16 protein-coding genes are annotated in these 19685 nt (G+C 74.0%); all 16 read left to right on the forward strand.

Translation table 11 applies throughout. From position 1 onward, the window contains the following. Positions 1-51 precede the first annotated feature (51 nt). Positions 52-1254: a glutamine-hydrolyzing carbamoyl-phosphate synthase small subunit gene (carA, locus tag GA0070562_RS19895; protein ID WP_175438811.1), complete on the forward strand. Its 1203-nt coding sequence runs from the start codon at positions 52-54 to the stop codon at positions 1252-1254. Continuing rightward, positions 1247-4594 (forward strand): carbamoyl-phosphate synthase large subunit, encoded by a 3348-nt coding sequence (gene carB, locus GA0070562_RS19900; protein ID WP_091424322.1) that lies wholly within the window; start codon positions 1247-1249, stop codon positions 4592-4594. Before carA ends, carB begins: the two co-directional genes overlap by 8 nt. A gap of 112 nt (positions 4595-4706) precedes the next feature. Further along, positions 4707-5720 carry a quinone-dependent dihydroorotate dehydrogenase gene (locus tag GA0070562_RS19905; RefSeq protein ID WP_091424325.1) on the forward strand — a complete coding sequence of 338 codons (1014 nt, stop codon included), beginning with the start codon at positions 4707-4709 and terminating at the stop codon, positions 5718-5720. Between the two features lie 133 nt (positions 5721-5853). Next, positions 5854-7128 carry an adenosylmethionine--8-amino-7-oxononanoate transaminase gene (locus GA0070562_RS19910; protein ID WP_091424327.1) on the forward strand — a complete coding sequence of 425 codons (1275 nt, stop codon included), beginning with the start codon at positions 5854-5856 and terminating at the stop codon, positions 7126-7128. 86 nt (positions 7129-7214) lie between these two features. Continuing rightward, the gene (gene pyrF, locus GA0070562_RS19915) at positions 7215-8054 is read left to right on the forward strand and encodes an orotidine-5'-phosphate decarboxylase (protein WP_091424330.1); all 840 of its coding nucleotides are present in this window, start codon (positions 7215-7217) and stop codon (positions 8052-8054) included. Positions 8055-8229: 175 nt separating this feature from the next. Beyond that, positions 8230-8547: an integration host factor, actinobacterial type gene (gene mihF / locus GA0070562_RS19920; protein WP_013285515.1), complete on the forward strand. Its 318-nt coding sequence runs from the start codon at positions 8230-8232 to the stop codon at positions 8545-8547. Between the two features lie 25 nt (positions 8548-8572). Next, positions 8573-9124: a nucleoside/nucleotide kinase family protein gene (locus tag GA0070562_RS19925; RefSeq protein WP_091424333.1), complete on the forward strand. Its 552-nt coding sequence runs from the start codon at positions 8573-8575 to the stop codon at positions 9122-9124. A 3-nt stretch (positions 9125-9127) separates the two neighbouring features. Then, a complete protein-coding gene (gene rpoZ, locus GA0070562_RS19930; protein ID WP_013285517.1) occupies positions 9128-9394 on the forward strand; it encodes a DNA-directed RNA polymerase subunit omega in 267 nt (88 codons plus the stop codon). A gap of 14 nt (positions 9395-9408) precedes the next feature. Beyond that, a complete protein-coding gene (gene coaBC, locus GA0070562_RS19935; protein WP_091424336.1) occupies positions 9409-10617 on the forward strand; it encodes a bifunctional phosphopantothenoylcysteine decarboxylase/phosphopantothenate--cysteine ligase CoaBC in 1209 nt (402 codons plus the stop codon). Positions 10618-10699: 82 nt separating this feature from the next. Further along, entirely contained in the window at positions 10700-11905 is a 1206-nt protein-coding gene (metK, locus tag GA0070562_RS19940) for a methionine adenosyltransferase (RefSeq protein WP_030271053.1), read from the forward strand. 59 nt (positions 11906-11964) lie between these two features. Beyond that, positions 11965-13902: a primosomal protein N' gene (locus GA0070562_RS19945; protein WP_091424340.1), complete on the forward strand. Its 1938-nt coding sequence runs from the start codon at positions 11965-11967 to the stop codon at positions 13900-13902. A 226-nt stretch (positions 13903-14128) separates the two neighbouring features. Then, positions 14129-15106: an AAA family ATPase gene (locus tag GA0070562_RS19950; RefSeq protein WP_091424343.1), complete on the forward strand. Its 978-nt coding sequence runs from the start codon at positions 14129-14131 to the stop codon at positions 15104-15106. Positions 15107-15200: 94 nt separating this feature from the next. Further along, positions 15201-16463 carry a cytochrome P450 gene (locus GA0070562_RS19955; RefSeq protein WP_175438801.1) on the forward strand — a complete coding sequence of 421 codons (1263 nt, stop codon included), beginning with the start codon at positions 15201-15203 and terminating at the stop codon, positions 16461-16463. 42 nt (positions 16464-16505) lie between these two features. After that, positions 16506-17066 carry a peptide deformylase gene (gene def / locus GA0070562_RS19960; protein ID WP_091050384.1) on the forward strand — a complete coding sequence of 187 codons (561 nt, stop codon included), beginning with the start codon at positions 16506-16508 and terminating at the stop codon, positions 17064-17066. Positions 17067-17071: 5 nt separating this feature from the next. Continuing rightward, positions 17072-17998: a methionyl-tRNA formyltransferase gene (gene fmt, locus GA0070562_RS19965; protein ID WP_091424584.1), complete on the forward strand. Its 927-nt coding sequence runs from the start codon at positions 17072-17074 to the stop codon at positions 17996-17998. Next, positions 17995-19662 (forward strand): RsmB/NOP family class I SAM-dependent RNA methyltransferase, encoded by a 1668-nt coding sequence (locus tag GA0070562_RS19970; RefSeq protein ID WP_091424352.1) that lies wholly within the window; start codon positions 17995-17997, stop codon positions 19660-19662. The genes fmt and GA0070562_RS19970 overlap by 4 nt, the downstream gene beginning before the upstream one ends. Positions 19663-19685 lie beyond the last annotated feature (23 nt).

Genomic DNA, 19685 nt, shown 5'->3' on the forward strand with positions numbered 1-19685 from the left:
TGCAGCGGAGCGGAGTCCCGCAGTCGCGAACGAAAGGCGGGCCCGGTGATGGTGAAGCGTAGATCGGCGATCCTCGTCCTGGAGGACGGGCGCACGTTCCACGGCGAGGCGTACGGCAGCGTCGGGGAGACCTTCGGCGAAGCCGTCTTCAACACCGGCATGACCGGCTACCAGGAGACGCTCACCGATCCCTCGTACCACCGGCAGGTGGTGGTGCAGACCGCGCCGCACATCGGCAACACCGGCGTCAACGGCGAGGACGACGAGTCCGACCGGATCTGGGTGGCCGGGTACGTGGTGCGCGACCCGGCCCGGATCAGCTCGAACTGGCGGGCCGGCGGCGGCCTGGAGGACCGGCTCGCCGCCGAGGGTGTCGTCGGCATCAGCGGGGTGGACACCCGGGCGCTGACCCGGCACCTGCGCGACCGCGGCGCGATGCGGGTCGGCATCTCCAGCGTCGAGGACGACCCGGCCGCCCTGCTGGAGCGGGTGCGCCGCTCGCCGCAGATGGTCGGCGCGAACCTGTCCGACGAGGTGACCACCGCCAAGCCGTACGTCGTCGAGGCGCAGGGCGAGCACCGGTTCACGGTGGCGGCGGTGGACCTGGGCATCAAGCGCAACGTGCCGCGGCGGCTCGCCGCCCGCGGCGTCACCACCCACGTGCTGCCCGCCGGGTCGACGATCGAGGACCTGCTCGCCACCGGCGCGGACGCGGTCTTCTTCTCGCCCGGCCCGGGTGACCCGGCGACCGCCGACGGCCCGGTGGCGCTGGCCCGGGAGGTGCTGACCCGGCGGATCCCGCTGTTCGGCATCTGCTTCGGCAGCCAGATCCTCGGCCGGGCGCTCGGCTTCGGCACCTACAAGCTCGGGTACGGCCACCGCGGCATCAACCAGCCGGTGCTCGACCGGGCCACCGGCAAGGTCGAGGTGACCAGCCACAACCACGGCTTCGCGGTGCAGGTGCCGGGCGCCGGGGACGGCGCGGTGGTGCCGGATCAGGTGATCCAGACCGAGTTCGGCGGTGTCCAGGTGTCACACGTCTGCCTCAATGACAACGTGGTCGAGGGGCTGCGGGCCGTGGACGTGCCCGCCTTCACCGTCCAGTACCACCCGGAGGCGGCGGCCGGCCCGCACGACGCGGACTACCTCTTCGACCGCTTCGCCGAGCTGATCGAGGGCGGCGGCCTCGACCGGAAGCAGAGCGAGGGCGGCGGCCTCGACCGGAAGCAGACTGAGGGGCGCGACAATGCCTAAGCGGACCGACCTCAAGCACGTCCTGGTGATCGGCTCCGGGCCGATCGTGATCGGACAGGCCTGCGAGTTCGACTACTCCGGCACCCAGGCCTGCCGGGTGCTGCGCAGCGAGGGGATCCGGGTCAGCCTGGTCAACTCCAACCCGGCGACGATCATGACGGATCCGGAGTTCGCCGACGCCACGTACGTCGAGCCGATCACCCCGGAGTTCGTCGAGCTGGTCATCGCCAAGGAGCGCCCCGATGCGCTGCTGCCGACCCTCGGCGGGCAGACCGCGCTGAACACCGCCGTCGCCCTGCACGAGGCGGGCGTGCTGGAGAAGTACGGCGTCGAGCTGATCGGCGCGAACATCGAGGCGATCAACCGGGGCGAGGACCGGCAGCTGTTCAAGGAGATCGTCGCGAAGGCCGGCGTACGGCTGGGCCTGGAGGATCCGTCCGCGCTGGTGCCGCGATCACGGGTCTGCCACTCGATGGACGAGGTCCGCGAGACGGTCACCGAGCTGGGCCTGCCGGTGGTCATCCGGCCGTCGTTCACCATGGGCGGTCTCGGCTCCGGCATGGCGCACACCGACGAGGACCTGGAGCGCATCGCCGGCGCGGGCCTGGCGGCCAGCCCGGTGCACGAGGTGCTCATCGAGGAGAGCGTGCTCGGCTGGAAGGAGTACGAGCTCGAACTGATGCGCGACCGCCACGACAACGTGGTGGTGGTCTGCTCGATCGAGAACGTCGACCCGATGGGCGTGCACACCGGCGACAGCGTCACCGTCGCCCCGTCGATGACGCTCACCGACCGGGAGTACCAGCGGCTGCGTGACCTCGGCATCGCGGTGCTGCGCGAGGTCGGTGTGGACACCGGCGGCTGCAACATCCAGTTCGCGGTGAACCCGGCCGACGGCCGGATCGTCGTGATCGAGATGAACCCGCGCGTGTCGCGCTCCTCGGCGCTGGCGTCGAAGGCCACCGGCTTCCCGATCGCGAAGATCGCCGCGAAGCTCGCCATCGGTTACACGCTCGACGAGATCCCGAACGACATCACGCTGAAGACGCCGGCCGCGTTCGAGCCGACGCTCGACTACGTGGTGGTGAAGATCCCCCGGTTCGCGTTCGAGAAGTTCCCCGGCGCGGACCCGGAGCTGACCACCACGATGAAGTCGGTCGGCGAGGCGATGAGCCTGGGCCGCAACTTCACCGAGGCGCTGAACAAGGCGATGCGCTCGATGGAAACCAAATCATCTGGTTTCTGGACCGTCCCCGACCCTCAGGGCGCGACCCGGGAGAACACCCTGGCGGCGCTGCGGACGCCGCACGACGGCCGGCTCTACACCGTCGAGCGGGCGCTGCGCCTCGGCGCGTCGATCGCCGAGGTGTCCGAGGCGTCCGGCGGCATCGACCCGTGGTTCCTGGACCAGATCGCCTCGCTGGTCGAGCTGCGTGCCGAGATCGTGGACGCGCCGGTGCTCGACGCCGGCCTCCTGCGCCGGGCCAAGCGGGCCGGCCTGTCCGACCGGCAGCTCGCCGCGCTGCGTCCCGAGCTGGCCGCCGAGGACGGCGTACGCACGCTGCGGCACCGGCTCGGCGTCCGGCCGGTCTACAAGACGGTGGACACCTGCGCGGCCGAGTTCGAGGCGACCACGCCGTACCACTACTCGACGTACGACTCGGAGACCGAGGTGGCGCCCTCGGCCCGGCCGAAGGTGCTCATCCTGGGCTCCGGGCCGAACCGGATCGGGCAGGGCATCGAGTTCGACTACTCGTGCGTGCACGCCGTCCAGGCGCTGCGGGACGTGGACTACGAGACCGTCATGGTCAACTGCAACCCGGAGACCGTCTCCACCGACTACGACACCGCCGACCGGCTCTACTTCGAGCCGCTGACGTTCGAGGACGTGCTGGAGGTCTGGCACGCCGAGGACACCTCCGGCAAGGAGGCGGGCGGCCCCGGCGTGATCGGGGTGATCGTGCAGCTCGGCGGGCAGACCCCGCTCGGCCTGGCGCAGCGGCTCAAGGACGCCGGGGTGCCGATCGTCGGCACCTCCCCGGAGTCGATCCACCTGGCCGAGGAGCGCGGCGCGTTCGGCGCGGTGCTGGCCCGGGCCGGGCTGCGCGCGCCCGCGCACGGCATGGCCACCTCGTACGACGAGGCGAAGGCGATCGCCGACGAGATCGGGTACCCGGTCCTGGTCCGCCCCTCGTACGTACTCGGCGGGCGCGGCATGGAGATCGTGTACGACGACGCCACGCTGCGCGACTACATCGGCCGGGCAACCGCCATCTCGCCGGACCGCCCGGTGCTGGTGGACCGGTTCCTGGACGACGCCATCGAGATCGACGTGGACGCGCTCGTGGACGCCGACGGTGACGTCTACCTGGGCGGCGTGATGGAGCACATCGAGGAGGCCGGCATCCACTCCGGCGACTCGTCCTGCGCGCTGCCGCCGATCACGCTGGCCGGCTCGCACCTGGCCCAGGTGCGGCACTACACCGAGCAGATCGCCCGCGGCGTCGGGGTGCGCGGCCTGCTCAACGTCCAGTACGCGTTGCAGGGCGACATGCTCTACGTGCTGGAGGCCAACCCGCGCGCCTCCCGGACCGTACCGTTCGTCTCGAAGGCCACGGCGGTGCCGCTGGCGAAGGCGGCGGCCCGGATCGCGCTCGGCGCCACCATCGCGCAGCTGCGCGACGAGGGGATGCTGCCGCCCACCGGCGACGGCGGCACCATGCCGGCCGACGCGCCGATCGCGGTCAAGGAGGCGGTGCTGCCGTTCAAGCGGTTCCGCACCCCGTCCGGCAAGGGCATCGACGTGCTGCTCGGCCCGGAGATGAAGTCCACCGGCGAGGTGATGGGCATCGACACCGGCTTCGGCCAGGCGTTCGCCAAGTCGCAGGCCGCAGCGTACGGGTCGCTGCCGACCGCCGGGAAGATCTTCGTCTCGGTCGCCAACCGGGACAAGCGGGGCATGATTTTCCCGATCAAGCGCCTGGCCGACCTGGGCTTCGAGATCGTGGCCACCACCGGCACGGCCGAGGTGCTGCGCCGGCACGGCATCGCCTGCGAGCAGATCCGCAAGCACTACGAGTCGGGTGAGGGCGCGGACGCGGTCTCGCTGATCCTCGGCGGGGACGTGGCGCTGGTGGTGAACACGCCGCAGGGCTCCGGGGCGAGCGCCCGTTCCGACGGGTACGAGATCCGCAGCGCGGCGGTGAGCGTGGACATCCCGTGCGTCACCACCGTCCCCGGCGCCGCCGCGGCCGTCATGGGCATCGAGGCCCGCATCCGGGGCGATCTCAAGGTCCGCCCGCTCCAGGACCTCCACGCCGCCCTCCGGGCGGGCGAGTGACCCCGCGCCTCCACGCGCCGATCATGAGGTTGGCGGCGGATTTGGAGATCCACATCGCCGCCAACTTCATGATCGCCGGGCCGGCCGGGTGGGCCGGACGCGGGGGTGGGGCGTGATCTTCGAGAAGGTGGTGCGGCCCCGGCTGTTCTCGCTCGCGGGCGGGGACGCGGAGGGGGCGCACGAGTGGACGCTGGCGCGGCTGGCCACTGTGTCGCGGCAGCCGGCGGTGCTCGCCGCGCTGCGGGCGGCGTACTTCCGGCCGGCGCCGCGCACCGTGTTCGGGGTGCGCTTCCCCAACCCGGTCGGACTGGCGGCCGGCATGGACAAGAACGGACTCGCGTTGCCGGCCTGGCCGGCGCTGGGCTTCGGCTTCGTCGAGGTCGGCACCGTGACCGCGCACGCCCAGCCGGGCAACCCCCGACCCCGGCTGTTCCGGCTGCGCGACAGCGAAGCGGTGATCAACCGGATGGGCTTCAACAACGCGGGCGCGGCGGCGCTCGCGGACCGGCTGGCCGCGTTGCCGCGCCCGCTCGGCGTGCCGCTGGGCATCTCGCTCGGCAAGTCCAAGGTGACACCGCTGGACGAGGCGGTCGAGGACTACCTCGCCTCCTACCGGGCGCTCAAGGAGCACGGCGACTACTTCGCGGTGAACGTGTCCTCACCGAACACCCCGGGTCTGCGGTCGCTTCAGGACCGGTCCCATCTGGACGCGCTGCTCGCCGCGCTGGTGGGGGAGAAGCCGGTGCTGGTGAAGATCGCCCCGGACCTGACCGAGCCGGCCGTGGCCGAGCTGCTGGAGGTGTGCCTCGACCGGGGCGCGGCCGGGGTCATCGCCACCAACACCACGCTCGCCCGTGACGGGCTCGCCCCGGCCGACCGGGAGCGCGCCGCCGAGGCCGGCGGGCTGTCCGGCCGGCCGCTGACCGCCCGGGCCCGGGAGATGGTCGCCTTCGTGCACCGGGAGACCGGGGGACGGCTGCCCGTGATCGGGGTGGGCGGCATCCTCCACCCCGACGACGCCAGCCGCATGTTCGACGCCGGCGCCGCCCTGCTCCAGCTCTACACCGGCTTCATCTACCGGGGCCCCGCCCTGACCCGAGCCATAACCCGGACCACCCGACCCTGACCCACCCACCCCCTCTCGCACCCGCGCGATCTTGCACGTCCGGCCCCGGCACACCGCCTCATTCCGGGCGCGGCCGGGGCGGCAACTGCAAGATCGCGGGGGTGAGAGGGGGAGGGGTGACGGAGGAGGAGACGTGACGCCTGAGGAGATTCTGGAGGCCGACCGGCGGCACGTGTGGCATCCGTACGCGGCCATGCCTTCCGCCGGCGCGCCGTACGTCGTCGACAGCGCCGAAGGGGTGCGGCTGCGGCTGGCGGACGGGCGGGAGCTGGTCGACGGCATGTCGTCGTGGTGGGCGGCGATCCACGGCTACCGGCACCCGGTGCTCGACGCCGCGGTGACCGACCAGCTCGGGCGGATGAGCCATGTGATGTTCGGCGGGCTCACCCACGAGCCCGCCGTACGCCTGGCGCGCACGCTCGTCGAGCTGACCCCGGACGGCCTGGAACACGTCTTCCTGGCCGACTCCGGCTCGGTGAGCGTCGAGGTCGCGGTGAAGATGTGCCTGCAGTACCAGCGGGCGCTGGGACGCCCGCAGCGCCGCCGGCTGGGCACCTGGCGGGGTGGCTACCACGGCGACACGTTCCACCCGATGAGCGTCTGCGACCCGGAGGGCGGCATGCACCACCTCTGGGGCGACGTGCTGCCCCGGCAGGTGTTCGCGCCGGTGCCGCCGCCCGGCTTCGACGCGGCGCCGGACCCGGCGTACGAGGCGGCGCTGGTGGAGGCGGTGGAGCGGCACGCCGACGAGCTGGCCGCGGTGATCGTGGAGCCGGTGGTCCAGGGCGCCGGCGGGATGCGGTTCCACCACCCGCACTACCTGCGCGTGCTGCGCGAGGTGACCCGCAGGCACGGCATCCTGCTGGTGTTCGACGAGATCGCCACCGGCTTCGGCCGGACCGGCCGGATGTTCGCCGCCGAGCACGCCGCTGTCACCCCGGACGTGCTCTGCGTCGGCAAGGCGCTCACCGGCGGGTACCTGACGCTCGCCGCGGCGCTGTGCACGCCCGAGGTGGCGTGGGCCATCTCCGCCGACGGGGTGCTGGCGCACGGGCCGACGTTCATGGGCAACCCCCTCGCCTGCGCCGTCGCCAACGCCTCCCTGGACCTGCTGCGGGCCGGGGACTGGGCGGGGCGGGTGGCGGGCATCTCCGAGGGCCTGCAGGGCGGCCTGGAGCCGTTGCGGGGCGCGCCCGGCGTCGCCGACGTACGCGTGCTCGGCGCGATCGGGGTGGTGCAGCTCGACCACGAGGTGGACCTGCCCCGGGCGACCGCCGCGGCGGTCGCCGAGGGGGTGTGGCTGCGCCCGTTCCGGGATCTCGTCTACACGATGCCGCCGTACGTCTGCGATGCCGCGGACGTGGCGCGGATCGCGGCCGGAGTGGCCGCGGCGGTCAAGGCCGGCTGAGCCCGGCCGGGTTCGACAGGGCGCGACGGGAGGCCGTCGCCGGACACGCCAGGCGGCCCGGAGCCGCCGGGAGAGGGAGAGACGCGATGGAGACTTTTGGCACCCGTCTGCACCGGGCCGTGGCGGAACGAGGGCCGCTCTGTGTGGGGATCGACCCGCACCCCGGGTTGCTGACCGCCTGGGGCCTGTCCGACGACGTGGCGGGCCTGGAGCGGTTCTGCGCCACCGTGGTGGAGGCGATCGGTGACCGGGTCGCCGTGGTCAAGCCGCAGTCGGCGTTCTTCGAGCGCTTCGGCGCCCGGGGCGTGGGTGTGCTTGAGTCAACTATCCGACAGTTGCGAGATTTGGGAGCGCTCACTCTGCTTGACGTCAAGCGTGGTGACATCGGCTCGACAGTCGCCGCGTACGCGTCGGCGTACCTCGATCCATCCAGCCCTTTGTATGTCGACGCGGTCACCGCGAGCCCCTACCTGGGAGTAGGTTCGCTCGCCCCGATGTTCTCCACCGCCGCCGAGCACGGTGGCGGGGTCTTCGTCCTGGCGCTCACCTCCAACCCGGAGGGCGCCTCCGTGCAGCGCGCCGTGGGTGCCGACGGGCGCACCGTCGCGCAGACCGTGATCGACGAGATTTCCCAGCTCAACCGGGGTGCGGAGCCGCTCGGCAGCTTCGGTCTGGTGGTCGGCGCGACAGTTGGTGAGACGGGTCACGATCTGGACTCGGTCAACGGTCCGCTGCTCGCGCCGGGGCTGGGCGCGCAGGGCGGAACGCCCGCCGGGTTGCGTACCGTGTTCGGTGCCGCGCTGCCGTCGGTGCTTCCGTCGTACTCCCGGGAGGTGCTCGGCGCGGGCCCCGACCCGGCCGACCTGCGGGCCGCCACCGAGCGGGTGCTGGCCGACTGCCGGGCCGCCCTGGGCACGGCGGACTGACTGACGGCTCGGTCACTTTGGGTTGATCATCGCGCGTCCACGTTGCCGAAATCTCCGTTGACCGCTAGTTTTCCCCGCGCTGGGAACCACGGACCCCTTTGGTTTCCAGCGACACCACGTTTCACAGATGCGGTGGGGCGCTCAGCCCGCCGTACTAGGGACCTGAGGAGAACTGGTGCCGCTCCCGTCACTGACCCCCGAGCAGCGCGCTGCCGCGCTGGAGAAGGCCGCGGAGATCCGCAAGGCCCGCGCTGAGCTGAAGGAGCAGCTCAAGCAGGGCAAGACCACCCTCGCCACCGTCCTCGAGCGGGCCGAGTCCGACGACGTCGTGGGCAAGCTGAAGGTTTCGGCCGTGCTCCAGGCGATGCCGGGCATCGGCAAGATCCGGGCCACCCAGATCATGGAGAAGCTCAAGATCGCGGACAGCCGTCGCCTGCGCGGCCTCGGCGAGCAGCAGCGCAAGGCTCTGCTCGGAGAGTTCGCCGCCAACTGAACGGCCCGCCGTGTAGAAACAAGCGGTGAGCACGGATGACGAGGCGCGCTCGGCGGCTCGGCTCACTGTCCTGTCCGGTCCCTCCGGGGCCGGCCGGAGCAGTGTCGTCGAGGCGGTCCGGGCGCGCCTTGCGTCTGTCTGGGTGCCGGTGGTCGCCACCACCCGCCCACCCCGTCCGGACGAACGCGACGGCGCCGGCCGCGTCTTCCTCGACGCGCCGGGCTTCGACCGGCTGATCGCCGCCGGGGAGCTGCTGGAGTGGTGCCGGATCGGGCCGTACCGCCGGGGGGTGCCCCGGGCCGAGGTGCGGGCGCGGCTCGCCGAGGGGCGGCCGGTGCTGCTGCCGCTGGACCTGGCCGGCGCGCTGGCGGTACGGGCGGCGGCGCCCGGCGCCCGGCTGGTGCTGCTCACGCCGCCGGCGTACCGGGCCGACCCGGACGTCGCGGCCGTCTTCGCCCACACCGTGGCACACGACCACACCGAGCGCGCCGCGGCGGAGCTGGTAGGATTGCTCGGTTCGTCCTTCCTGGCTCCGGCCCGACCGCCCGCGGGCGGCGCACGAGACGCAGAGGTTTAATTCGTGGGATCCATCGCCACCAACCCCGAGGGCATCACCAACCCGCCGATCGACGAGCTGCTCGAGAAGACCACCTCGAAGTACGCGCTGGTCATCTTCGCCGCCAAGCGCGCCCGTCAGGTCAACGCCTACTACAGCCAGCTCGGTGAGGGCCTCCTGGAGTACGTCGGCCCGCTCGTGGAGACCACCCCGCAGGAGAAGCCGCTCTCCATCGCCATGCGCGAGATCAACGCGGGCCTGCTCACCGCCGAGCCGACCGACCAGCCGTAACCGCGCCCGCGCCGATGCCCGCCGAGATCGTCCTCGGGGTCGGCGGCGGCATCGCCGCCTACAAGGCGTGTGAGCTGCTCCGGCTCTTCACCGAGTCGGGTCACCGGGTCCGGGTGGTGCCGACCGCCTCGGCGCTCCGTTTCGTCGGTGCTCCGACCTGGGCGGCCCTGTCCGGCCGGCCGGTCGCCGACGACGTCTGGTCCGACGTGCACGAGGTGCCGCACGTGCGGCTCGGGCAGCACGCCGACCTGGTCGTGGTCGCCCCGGCCACCGCCGACCTGCTCGCCAAGGCCGCCCACGGCCTCGCCGACGACCTGCTCACCAACACGCTGCTGACCGCGCGCTGCCCGGTGCTGCTGGCCCCGGCCATGCACACCGAGATGTGGGAGCACCCGGCCACGGTCGCGAACGTGGCGACGCTGCGCTCGCGGGGCGTCCGCGTGATCGAGCCGGCCGTGGGCCGGCTCACCGGGCGGGACACCGGCAAGGGCCGGCTGCCCGACCCGGCGGAGATCTTCGCGGTGGCCCGCCGGGCGCTGGCCCGCGGCGTCGAGGCCGAGGCCGACCTGGCCGGCCGGCACGTGGTGGTCACCGCCGGGGGCACCCGCGAGCCGCTTGACCCGGTCCGGTTCCTGGGCAACCGGTCGTCCGGCAAGCAGGGGTACGCGTTCGCCCGCGCCGCCGTGGCCCGGGGCGCCCGGGTCACGCTCGTCGCGGCCAACGTGGCGCTGCCCGACCCGGCCGGGGTGGACCTGGTCCGGGTGGGCACCACCGAGGAGCTGCGCGACGCCACGCTCGCGGCGGCCGCCGGCGCGGACGCCGTGGTGATGGCCGCCGCGCCCGCCGACTTCCGGCCGGCCAGCTACGCCAGCGGGAAGATCAAGAAGTCCGACGACGGTGTCGCGCCGGCCATCGAGCTGGTCACCAACCCGGACATCGCCGTCGAGCTGGGGCGGCGTCGCCGGCCCGGACAGGTGCTGGTGATCTTCGCCGCGGAGACCGACGACGCGGAGGCCAACGGCCGGGCCAAGCTGGCCCGCAAGGGAGCCGACATGATCGTGGTCAACGAGGTCGGCGTGGACAAGGTCTTCGGCGCCGACACGAACGCGGCCACCGTGATCAGCGCCGACGGCGCCGTGCACCGGTTACCCGAGCAGCCCAAGGAGGCCCTGGCCGACGCCGTCTGGGACCTCGTCCGTCAGCGGTTGCCGTCGCGTTCCTGACGGTTGGTCGACCCGCGTTCGTCGGGTCGCGGCGGAACGATGATGACTAAACTGCCGCCGAGCGACCTTTAAAAGTCTTCACATGCTTAGGAGTGCCGTGACACGTCTCTTCACGTCCGAATCGGTCACGGAGGGCCACCCGGACAAGATCGCCGACCAGATCAGTGACGGCATTCTCGACGCGCTGCTCGCCCAGGACCCGCACAGCCGGGTCGCGGTGGAGACGTTGATCACCACCGGTCAGGTGCACGTGGCCGGCGAGGTGACCACCAAGGCGTACGCCGACATCCCGACCATCGTCCGCGAGACCATCCTCGGCATCGGCTACGACTCGTCGAAGAAGGGCTTCGACGGCGCGTCCTGCGGCGTCAGCGTGTCCATCGGCGCCCAGTCGCCGGACATCGCCCAGGGTGTCGACAACGCCTTCGAGCTGCGTACCGGTGGGTCGGAGAGCGCGCTGGACGCGCAGGGCGCCGGTGACCAGGGCATGATGTTCGGCTTCGCCTGCTCCGAGACGCCCGAGCTGATGCCGCTGCCGATCGCGCTGGCGCACCGGCTGGCCCGCCGGCTCGCCGCGGTCCGCAAGGACGGCACGATCCCGTACCTGCGGCCGGACGGCAAGACCCAGGTCACCATCGAGTACGACGGGCTGCGCCCGGTCCGGCTCGACACCGTCGTCGTGTCCAGCCAGCACGCGGCGGACATCTCGCTGGAGTCGCTGCTCACCCCGGACATCCGGGACCACGTCATCGCCCCGGAGCTGGAGGGCCTCGGCCTGGAGACCGAGGGCTACCGGCTGCTGGTCAACCCGACCGGGCGGTTCGAGATCGGCGGCCCGATGGGTGACGCCGGCCTGACCGGCCGGAAGATCATCGTGGACACGTACGGCGGGTACGCCCGGCACGGCGGCGGCGCGTTCTCCGGCAAGGACCCGTCGAAGGTCGACCGGTCGGCCGCGTACGCGATGCGCTGGGTGGCAAAGAACGTGGTCGCCGCCGGGCTGGCCGAGCGGTGCGAGGCGCAGGTCGCGTACGCGATCGGCAAGGCGCACCCGGTGAGCCTGTTCATCGAGACGTTCGGCACCGAGACCGTGCCGGTCGCCTCGATCGAGAAGGCCGTGGCCGAGGTGTTCGACCTGCGTCCGGCCGCCATCATCCGGGACCTGCACCTGCTGCGCCCGATCTACCAGCAGACCGCCGCGTACGGTCACTTCGGCCGGGAACTGCCGGAGCTGACCTGGGAGGGCACCGACCGGGCCGCCGACCTCAAGTCGGCCGCGGGAGCCTGACCGCCACCACGCGCCGCGACCGGCGACCCGCACAGGGGTCGCCGGTCGCGCGCGTCTGCGTGGACGTGCCGCTGCCCCACCTCGACCGCCCCTTCGACTACCTGGTGCCCGAGGCGCTCGACGCCGACGCCCGGCCGGGGGTACGCGTGAAGGTGCGGTTCGCCGGGCAGCTCGTCGACGGCTGGCTGCTGGAGCGCACCGAGTCGTCCGAGCACCCGAAGCTGGCGTACCTGGAGAAGGTCGTGTCCCCGGTGCCGGTGCTGTCCCCGGAGGTGGCCCGCCTGGCCCGCGCGGTCGCCGACAGGTACGCCGGCAGCCTCGCCGACGTGCTCCGGCTGGCGGTGCCGCCCCGGCACGCCCGCGCCGAGAAGGCCGTCACGGCCGCGGACGCGCCACCGTCCGAGGACACCGACACCGACACCCGGCCGGGCGGCCGGGCGGAGGTGGATCCGCGGGGCTGGCGGGACTACCCGGCCGGGCCGGCGCTGCTGCGCGCGCTCACCGACGGCAAGCCCGCCCGCGCGGTCTGGTCGGCGCTGCCGGGGGAGGACTGGGCCGACCGGTACGCCGACGCGGTCGCCGCGACAGTGGCCGGCGGCCGGGGCGCCGTGGTCGTGGTGGCCGACGCCCGTGACCTGGACCGCCTCGACGCAGCCCTGACCGCCGTGCTCGGCGCGGGACGGCACGTCCGGCTCACCGCCGCCGACGGCCCGGCCCGCCGCTACCGGGCCTTCCTCACCGCCCGGACGGGCGAGGTGGACGTGGTCATCGGCACCCGGGCCGCGATGTTCGCCCCGGTGCGGCGGCTCGGCCTGGTGGCCATCTGGGACGACGGCGACGACCTGCACGCCGAACCCCGCGCGCCCTACCCGCACGCCCGGGACGTGCTGCTCACCCGGGCGCAGCTCGGCGACGTCGCCGCCCTGGTCGGCGGGTACGCGCGTACCGCCGAGGCGCAGCTGCTGGTGGAGACCGGCTGGGCGCGCGAGGTGGTGGCCGACCGGGCGGTGGTGCGTTCGCGTACCCCGGCCATGGCCCCCACCGGCGACGACCCGCAACTGGCCCGCGATCCGGGCGCGGCCTCGGCGCGGCTGCCGAGCCTGGCCTGGACCACCGCGCGGGACGCGTTACGCGCCGACCTGCCGGTGCTGGTGCAGGTGCCGCGTCGGGGATACGTGCCGTCGGTGGCCTGCGCCGACTGCCGCGCCCCGGCCCGCTGCCCGCACTGCGCCGGGCCGCTCGCGCTGCCCTCGGCGCAGGGCACGCCCGCCTGCCGCTGGTGCGGCCGGGTGGCCGCCGCGTACGCCTGCCCGGAGTGCGGCGGGCGGCGGCTGCGCGCCTCGGTGACCGGTGCCCGGCGGACCGCCGAGGAGCTGGGCCGGGCGTTCCCGGGCGTGCCGGTGCGGACGTCGGGGCGGGAGGAGGTGCTGGCGGGCGTACCGGGCGGGGCCGGGCTGGTGGTCGCCACCCCGGGCGCCGAGCCGGTCGCCGAGGGCGGCTACGGCGCGGTGCTGCTGCTCGACTCGTGGGCCCTGCTGACCCGGGCCGACCTGCGGGCCGGCGAGGAGGCGCTGCGGCGGTGGATGGCCGCCGCCGCCCTGGCCCGGCCAGGTACGGCCGGCGGCCGGGTGGTGGTGGTCGCCGACGGGGCGCTGTCCCCGGTGCAGGCTTTGCTGCGCTGGGACTCCGCCTGGTTCGCCGCCCGGGAACTGGCCGAGCGGCGGGAGCTGGGCTTCCCTCCGGCGGTACGGATGGCGAGCGTCACCGGCGTGGCCGAGGCGGTGGCAGACCTGCTCGCCGGTGCCCGGCTGCCGGGCGACGCCGAGGTGCTCGGCCCGGTGCCGGCCGACGAGGGCCGGGAGCGGATGCTGGTACGCGTGCCCCGGTCCCGGGCCGCCGCGATGGCCGAGGCGCTGCACGCCGCCGCCGGGCAGCGCAGCGCCCGCAAGGCGGCCGACCCGGTACGCCTCCAGGTCGATCCGCTCACCCTGTTCTGATCGCACGCGATCCGCGTGACGGTGCGCACGCGGACCCTCGCGCACGGTCGTGAGCTGGGGTTTGCCGCACACCTGGTCCGGCAATCGAGTAGCGGGCGGTGATAGCATCGCCCGTCATGCCCAGCCGCGCGGTTTCGCCGCGCGGGACGCGGCGCGGCGGGTGCCAGAGCACGTCGGGCCGACACTCGATGTCGTCAGTCAGCCGGTGAGCAGGGGTGGACCAGTCGTGACCGTTCGTCAGTCGATCGTCTTCAACGGTGACCTCGGCAGTGGCAAGAGCACCGTCTCGGTCGAGATCGCCAAGCGGCTCGGGCTGCGCCGGGTCAGCGTCGGCGACCTCTACCGCCAGATGGCCCAGGAGCGGCAGATGACCGCTCTCCAGCTCAACCTGCACGCCGAGCTGGACCAGGCCGTCGACGGCTACGTCGACCAGCTCCAGCGCGACATCGCCGCCTCCGGCGAGTCCCTGGTCATGGACTCCCGCCTGGCCTGGCACTTCTTCACCGACGCGCTCAAGGTGCACATGATCACCGAGCCGACCGAGGCGGCCCGGCGGGTGCTGGCCCGCCCGTCCGGCCCGGCCGAGAGCTACACCTCGCTGGAGGAGGCGCGCGCCAAGCTGCGCGAGCGCAGCGAGAGCGAGCGGAGCCGGTTCATCGTCCGGTACGGCGTCGACAAGGCCCGCCTGCGCAACTACGACCTGGTCTGTGACACCACCCGGGCCGACCCGGAGCAGGTCATCCAGCACGTCATCGACGTCTACGAGGGCCGCCTCGGCGCCGACGTGCTGCGCGCCGGCCAGCCGTTGCTGCTGCTCGACCCGACCCGGGTGTACCCGACCGAGGACGTGTCGACGCTGCGCGGCCTCTGGGACTCCGACGCCGCCGAGGCGGCCGGCAGCGGCGAGGAGCCGGAGCCGCTGAGCATCGGCTACACCGGGGAGTACTTCTTCGTCGTGGACGGGCACCGGCGGCTCAGCGCGGCGGTGCGCGCCGGCCTGCCGATGGTTCCCGCCCGGCTGGTCGCCGAGGTGGACGAGCCGGTGGTCGGCGGGATGAGCGCGATCGACTTCTTCACCGCGCAGGCCCGCCCGGGGCTGATCCACGACTGGGAGGACGCGCACGGCATCACGCTGCCGCTGCCGGAGCACGCGCTGCTCGGCGGCGGCCCGGTGCTCGCCGGGGAGCCGGGCGCCGGCGCCTGACCGCGCGGGACACCGCCACCTCGCCGTCACGGGTTCACCCGGCCCGGCGCGCCGGAGCATGATGAAGGCCTCCGATGCCTGGGGAGGCGGAATCGTGGATCCGACCGACGCGCTCGCGCTGCTGATGTCCCCCGAGGGTCGGCTCGACCCCTATCCGACGTACGAGCGGCTGCGCGCGCACGGCCCGGTGGTCCAGGCCGGGCCGGTCTTCTACGTGGTCACCGGCTACGCGGAGGCCGACGCGATCCTGCGCGACGCCCGGTTCGGTGTGATGGACGACGCGCTGCGCGACCAGTTCATGCCCGGCTGGCGGGAGAGCCCGGCGGTGCTGTCGATCTCCCGGTCGATGCTGCGCACCAACCCGCCCGACCACAGCCGGATGCGGCGGCTGGCCGCGGGCGCGTTCACCCCGCGCCGGATCGCCGCCATGCGCGACGTCGTGCGGGCACAGGCCGACGAGCTGGTCGACGCGATGCTCGCCGCCGACGGGCCGGTCGACTTCATGACCGCGTTCGCGTACCCCCTGCCGGTCGGCGTGATCTGCGCGCTGCTCGGTGTGCCGGCGGCGGACCGGCCGCTGTTCCGGCGCTGGGCCACCGACCTGACCGGCGTGCTCGAACCGGAGATCACCGCCGACGAGCTGGCAGTGGCCGACCGGGGCGCGACCGAGCTGCGGGGCTACTTCACCGAGCTGGTGGCGGCCCGCCGCCGCGCTCCGGCCGACGACCTCACCACCGCGCTGGTGCAGGCCCACGACGGCGGTGACCGGCTCTCCGGCGACGAGCTGCTGGCCAACCTGATCGTGCTGCTGGTGGCAGGTTTCGAGACCACCACCAACCTGCTCGGCAACGGCCTGGTGGCGCTGCTGGACCATCCGCGCGCCGCGGCGGCGCTGCGCGAGCGGCCCGACCTCGCGCCCGCCTACGTCGACGAGCTGCTGCGCTACGACTCGCCCGTGCAGCTCACCTCGCGGATGAGCACCGCGCCGTCCCGGTACGGCGACGTCGACCTGCCGCCGGAGAGCTGGGTCATCGTGCTGCTCGGCGCCGCCAACCGCGATCCCCGCCGCTATCCGGATCCGGCCCGCTTCGACCCGTGGCGGGCGCAGATCGCGCCGCTGTCCTTCGGCGCCGGGCCGCACTACTGCCTCGGCGCGGCGCTGGCCCGGCTGGAGGCGCAGGTGGCGTTCCCGCTGCTGCTGCGCCGGCTGCCAGGGCTGGCAGTGGCGGGCCGGCCCGAGCGGCGGGTCCGGCTCACCCTGCGTGGTCACGCCACGCTGCCGGTGAGCGTGGGGCGGGAGGCGGCCCCGGTCACCGTTCCCGGTACGCGACCCGGGGCGGCCGGGCCGACTCCGTAGACTGGACGCGCATCGTTCGACCCACACAAGGAGCCACGCCGAGTGACCGTCCAGCCCATCCGTCTGTTCGGCGATCCGGTGCTGCGCACGCCGGCCGACCCGGTCGTCGACTTCGACGCCGAGCTGCGCAAGTTGATCGCCGACCTGACCGACACGATGCGCGAGCAGAGCGGCGCCGGCCTGGCCGCGCCGCAGCTCGGGGTGGGCCTGCGGGTGTTCACCTTCGACGTCGACGACGTCCTCGGTCACCTGGTCAACCCGGTGCTGGAGTTCCCCGACTCCGAGGAACAGGACGGCCCGGAGGGCTGCCTGTCCATCCCCGGGCTCTACTTCGACACCAAGCGCCGGCAGAACGTGATCGCCAAGGGCTTCAACGGCTACGGCGACCCGGTGCAGATCGTCGGCACCGGCCTGATGGCCCGCTGCGTGCAGCACGAGACCGACCACCTCGACGGCGTGCTCTTCGTCGATCGGCTCGACCCGGCCGGCCGCAAGGAGGCCATGAAGGCGATCCGCCAGGCCGAGTGGTACGACCAGGCCGCGCCGCCCACCGTGAAGCTCAGCCCGCACGCCGCCGGCAACCCGTTCGGCCTGGGGCGGTGACCCGGATGCGCCTGGTCTTCGCCGGCACGCCGGCTGTCGCCGTACCGGCCCTGGACGCGATCGCCGCCTCCGGGCACGAGCTGCTCGCCGTGGTCACCCGCCCCGACGCCCCGGCCGGCCGTGGCCGCGGGCTGGTCCGCTCGCCGGTCGGCGCGTGGGCCGACGCGCACGGCGTCGAGGTGCTCACCCCCGCCCGCCCGCGTGAGCCGGAGTTCCTGGACCGGCTGCGCGAGCTGGCGCCGGACTGCGTACCGGTGGTCGCCTACGGCGCCCTGGTGCCGCCGGTGGCGCTGGAGATCCCCCGGCACGGCTGGATCAACCTGCACTTCTCGCTGCTGCCCGCCTGGCGCGGCGCCGCGCCCGTGCAGCACGCCGTGCTGCACGGCGACGAGCTGACCGGGGCCAGCGTCTTCGAGCTGGAGGAAGGGCTGGACACCGGCCCGGTCTACGGCACCGTCACCGACGAGATCCGTCCCGCCGACACCTCCGGCGACCTGCTGGAGCGGCTCGCGCACTCCGGCGCCGGGCTGCTGGTCGCGGTCCTCGACGCGATCGGCGCCGGCACCGCCCGGGCCGTGCCGCAGCCCGCCGACGGGGTCTCGCTCGCCCCGAAGCTCACCGTCGAGGACGCCCGGGTCCGCTGGGGCGACCCCGCCTTCGCGGTGGACCGGCGCATCCGCGCCTGCACGCCCGCGCCCGGCCCGTGGACCACGTTCCGCGACGACCGGGTCAAGCTCGGCCCGGTCACGCCGCTTCACGACGGCCCGGAGCTGAAGCCGGGGGAGCTGCACGTGGAGAAGTCCGGCGTGCTCGTCGGCACCGCCACCACGCCGGTGCGTCTCGGCGAGGTGCGCGCCGCCGGCAAGAAGGCCATGCCCGCCGGCGACTGGGCGCGCGGCGCCCGGGTCACCGCCGGTGAGGTGTTCGCGTGACGGGGCCGTCGCGCCCGGACCGGCCCGTCGAGGGCGAGCGTCCCCGGGGGCACGCGCGTGAGCACGCCGACCGGCCCGGCGCCGAGCGGCGGGGCGACGACCGGTTCGGCGACCGTGAGCGCGGCGACCGGCAGCGTGCCGACCGGCCCGCCGCGGACCGTCGCGGCGGCGACCGGTTCGGCGGGGACCGTGAGCGCGCCGACCGGCGTGGCGGAGACCGGCCCGGCGCGGACCGGCGTGGCGGGGACCGCTTCGGCGGTGACCGGTCCGGCGCGGACCGGCGTGGCGGGCGCCGTCCGGCCCGTCCGGCCGTGGACCTGCCCCGGCAGATCGCGTACGAGGCGATCGCGGCGGTGCACCGCGACGACGCGTACGCCAACCTGGTGCTCCCGGCGATGCTGCGCGAGGCCGGGCTGACCGGCCGGGACGCCGCGTTCGCCACCGAGCTGACCTACGGCACGCTGCGGCACACCGGCACGCTCGATGCGATCGTCACCGACGCGGCCGGGCGGGACGTGCAGCGCATCGACCCGCCGGTGCGCGACGCGCTGCGGCTCGGGGCGTACCAGATCCTGCACACCCGGGTGCCCGCGCACGCCGCGGTGTCGTCCACCGTGGACCTGGTCCGGTCGGTGGGACCGGGCGCCACCGGGTTCGCCAACGCGGTGCTGCGGGAGATCACCAGCCGGGACGCCGACGCCTGGGTGGCGAAGATCGCCCCGGCCGAGGAGACCGACCCGATCGGGCACCTCGCGCTGGCGTACAGCCATCCGCAGTGGATCGTGCGGTCGTTCGCCGAGGCGCTCGGCGGCGACATGGGTGAGACGGCCCGGCTGCTCATCGAGGACAACGAGCGCCCGCCGGTGCACCTGTGTGCCCGGCCCGGCCTTGCCGATCCGGTGGTGCTCGCGGACGAGGTGGGGGGCGCGCCCGGCGCGTTCTCGCCGTACGCGGTCTACCTGCCCGGCGGCGCGCCGGGTGACCTGCCGGCGGTGGCCGACGGCCGCGCGCACGTGCAGGACGAGGGTTCCCAGCTGGTGGCGGACGCGCTGGCGGCGGCGCCGCTGGACGGCCCCGACGGCCGGTGGCTGGACCTGTGCGCCGGCCCGGGCGGCAAGTCCGGCCTGCTCGGCGCACTGGCGGCGGTCCGGGGCGCGCGGCTTACAGCGGTCGAGGTGGCCGAGCACCGGGCGCGGCTGGTCGAACAGGCCACCCGTGGGCTGCCGGTGACGGTGCTGCACGCCGACGGGCGTGACGTGGGCGGCGACCCGAAGCTGCCCGAGGGGCACTTCGACCGGGTGCTCGTGGACGCGCCGTGCACCGGGCTGGGTGCGCTGCGCCGCCGCCCGGAGGCGCGGTGGCGCCGCCAGCCGTCGGACCTGCCGGCACTGACCCGGCTGCAGCGGGAACTGCTCACCGCCGCGTTGCGGGCGGCCCGGCCGGGTGGCCTGGTCGCGTACGTGACCTGCTCGCCGCACGTGGTGGAGACGCACGTGACGGTGACCGAGGCGGCCCGGCGGTGCGGCTTCGGGGTCGACTTCGTCGACGCGCGGCCGTTGCTGCCGGCCGGCATGCCGGGCCTGGGTGACGGCCCCACGGTGCAGCTCTGGCCGCACCGCCACGGCACCGACGCCATGTTCCTGGCGGTCCTCCGCCGGGTCTGACCCACCTCTCCTCGTAGTCGATC

Source organism: Micromonospora tulbaghiae, from assembly GCF_900091605.1.
Lineage (GTDB): Bacteria > Actinomycetota > Actinomycetes > Mycobacteriales > Micromonosporaceae > Micromonospora > Micromonospora tulbaghiae.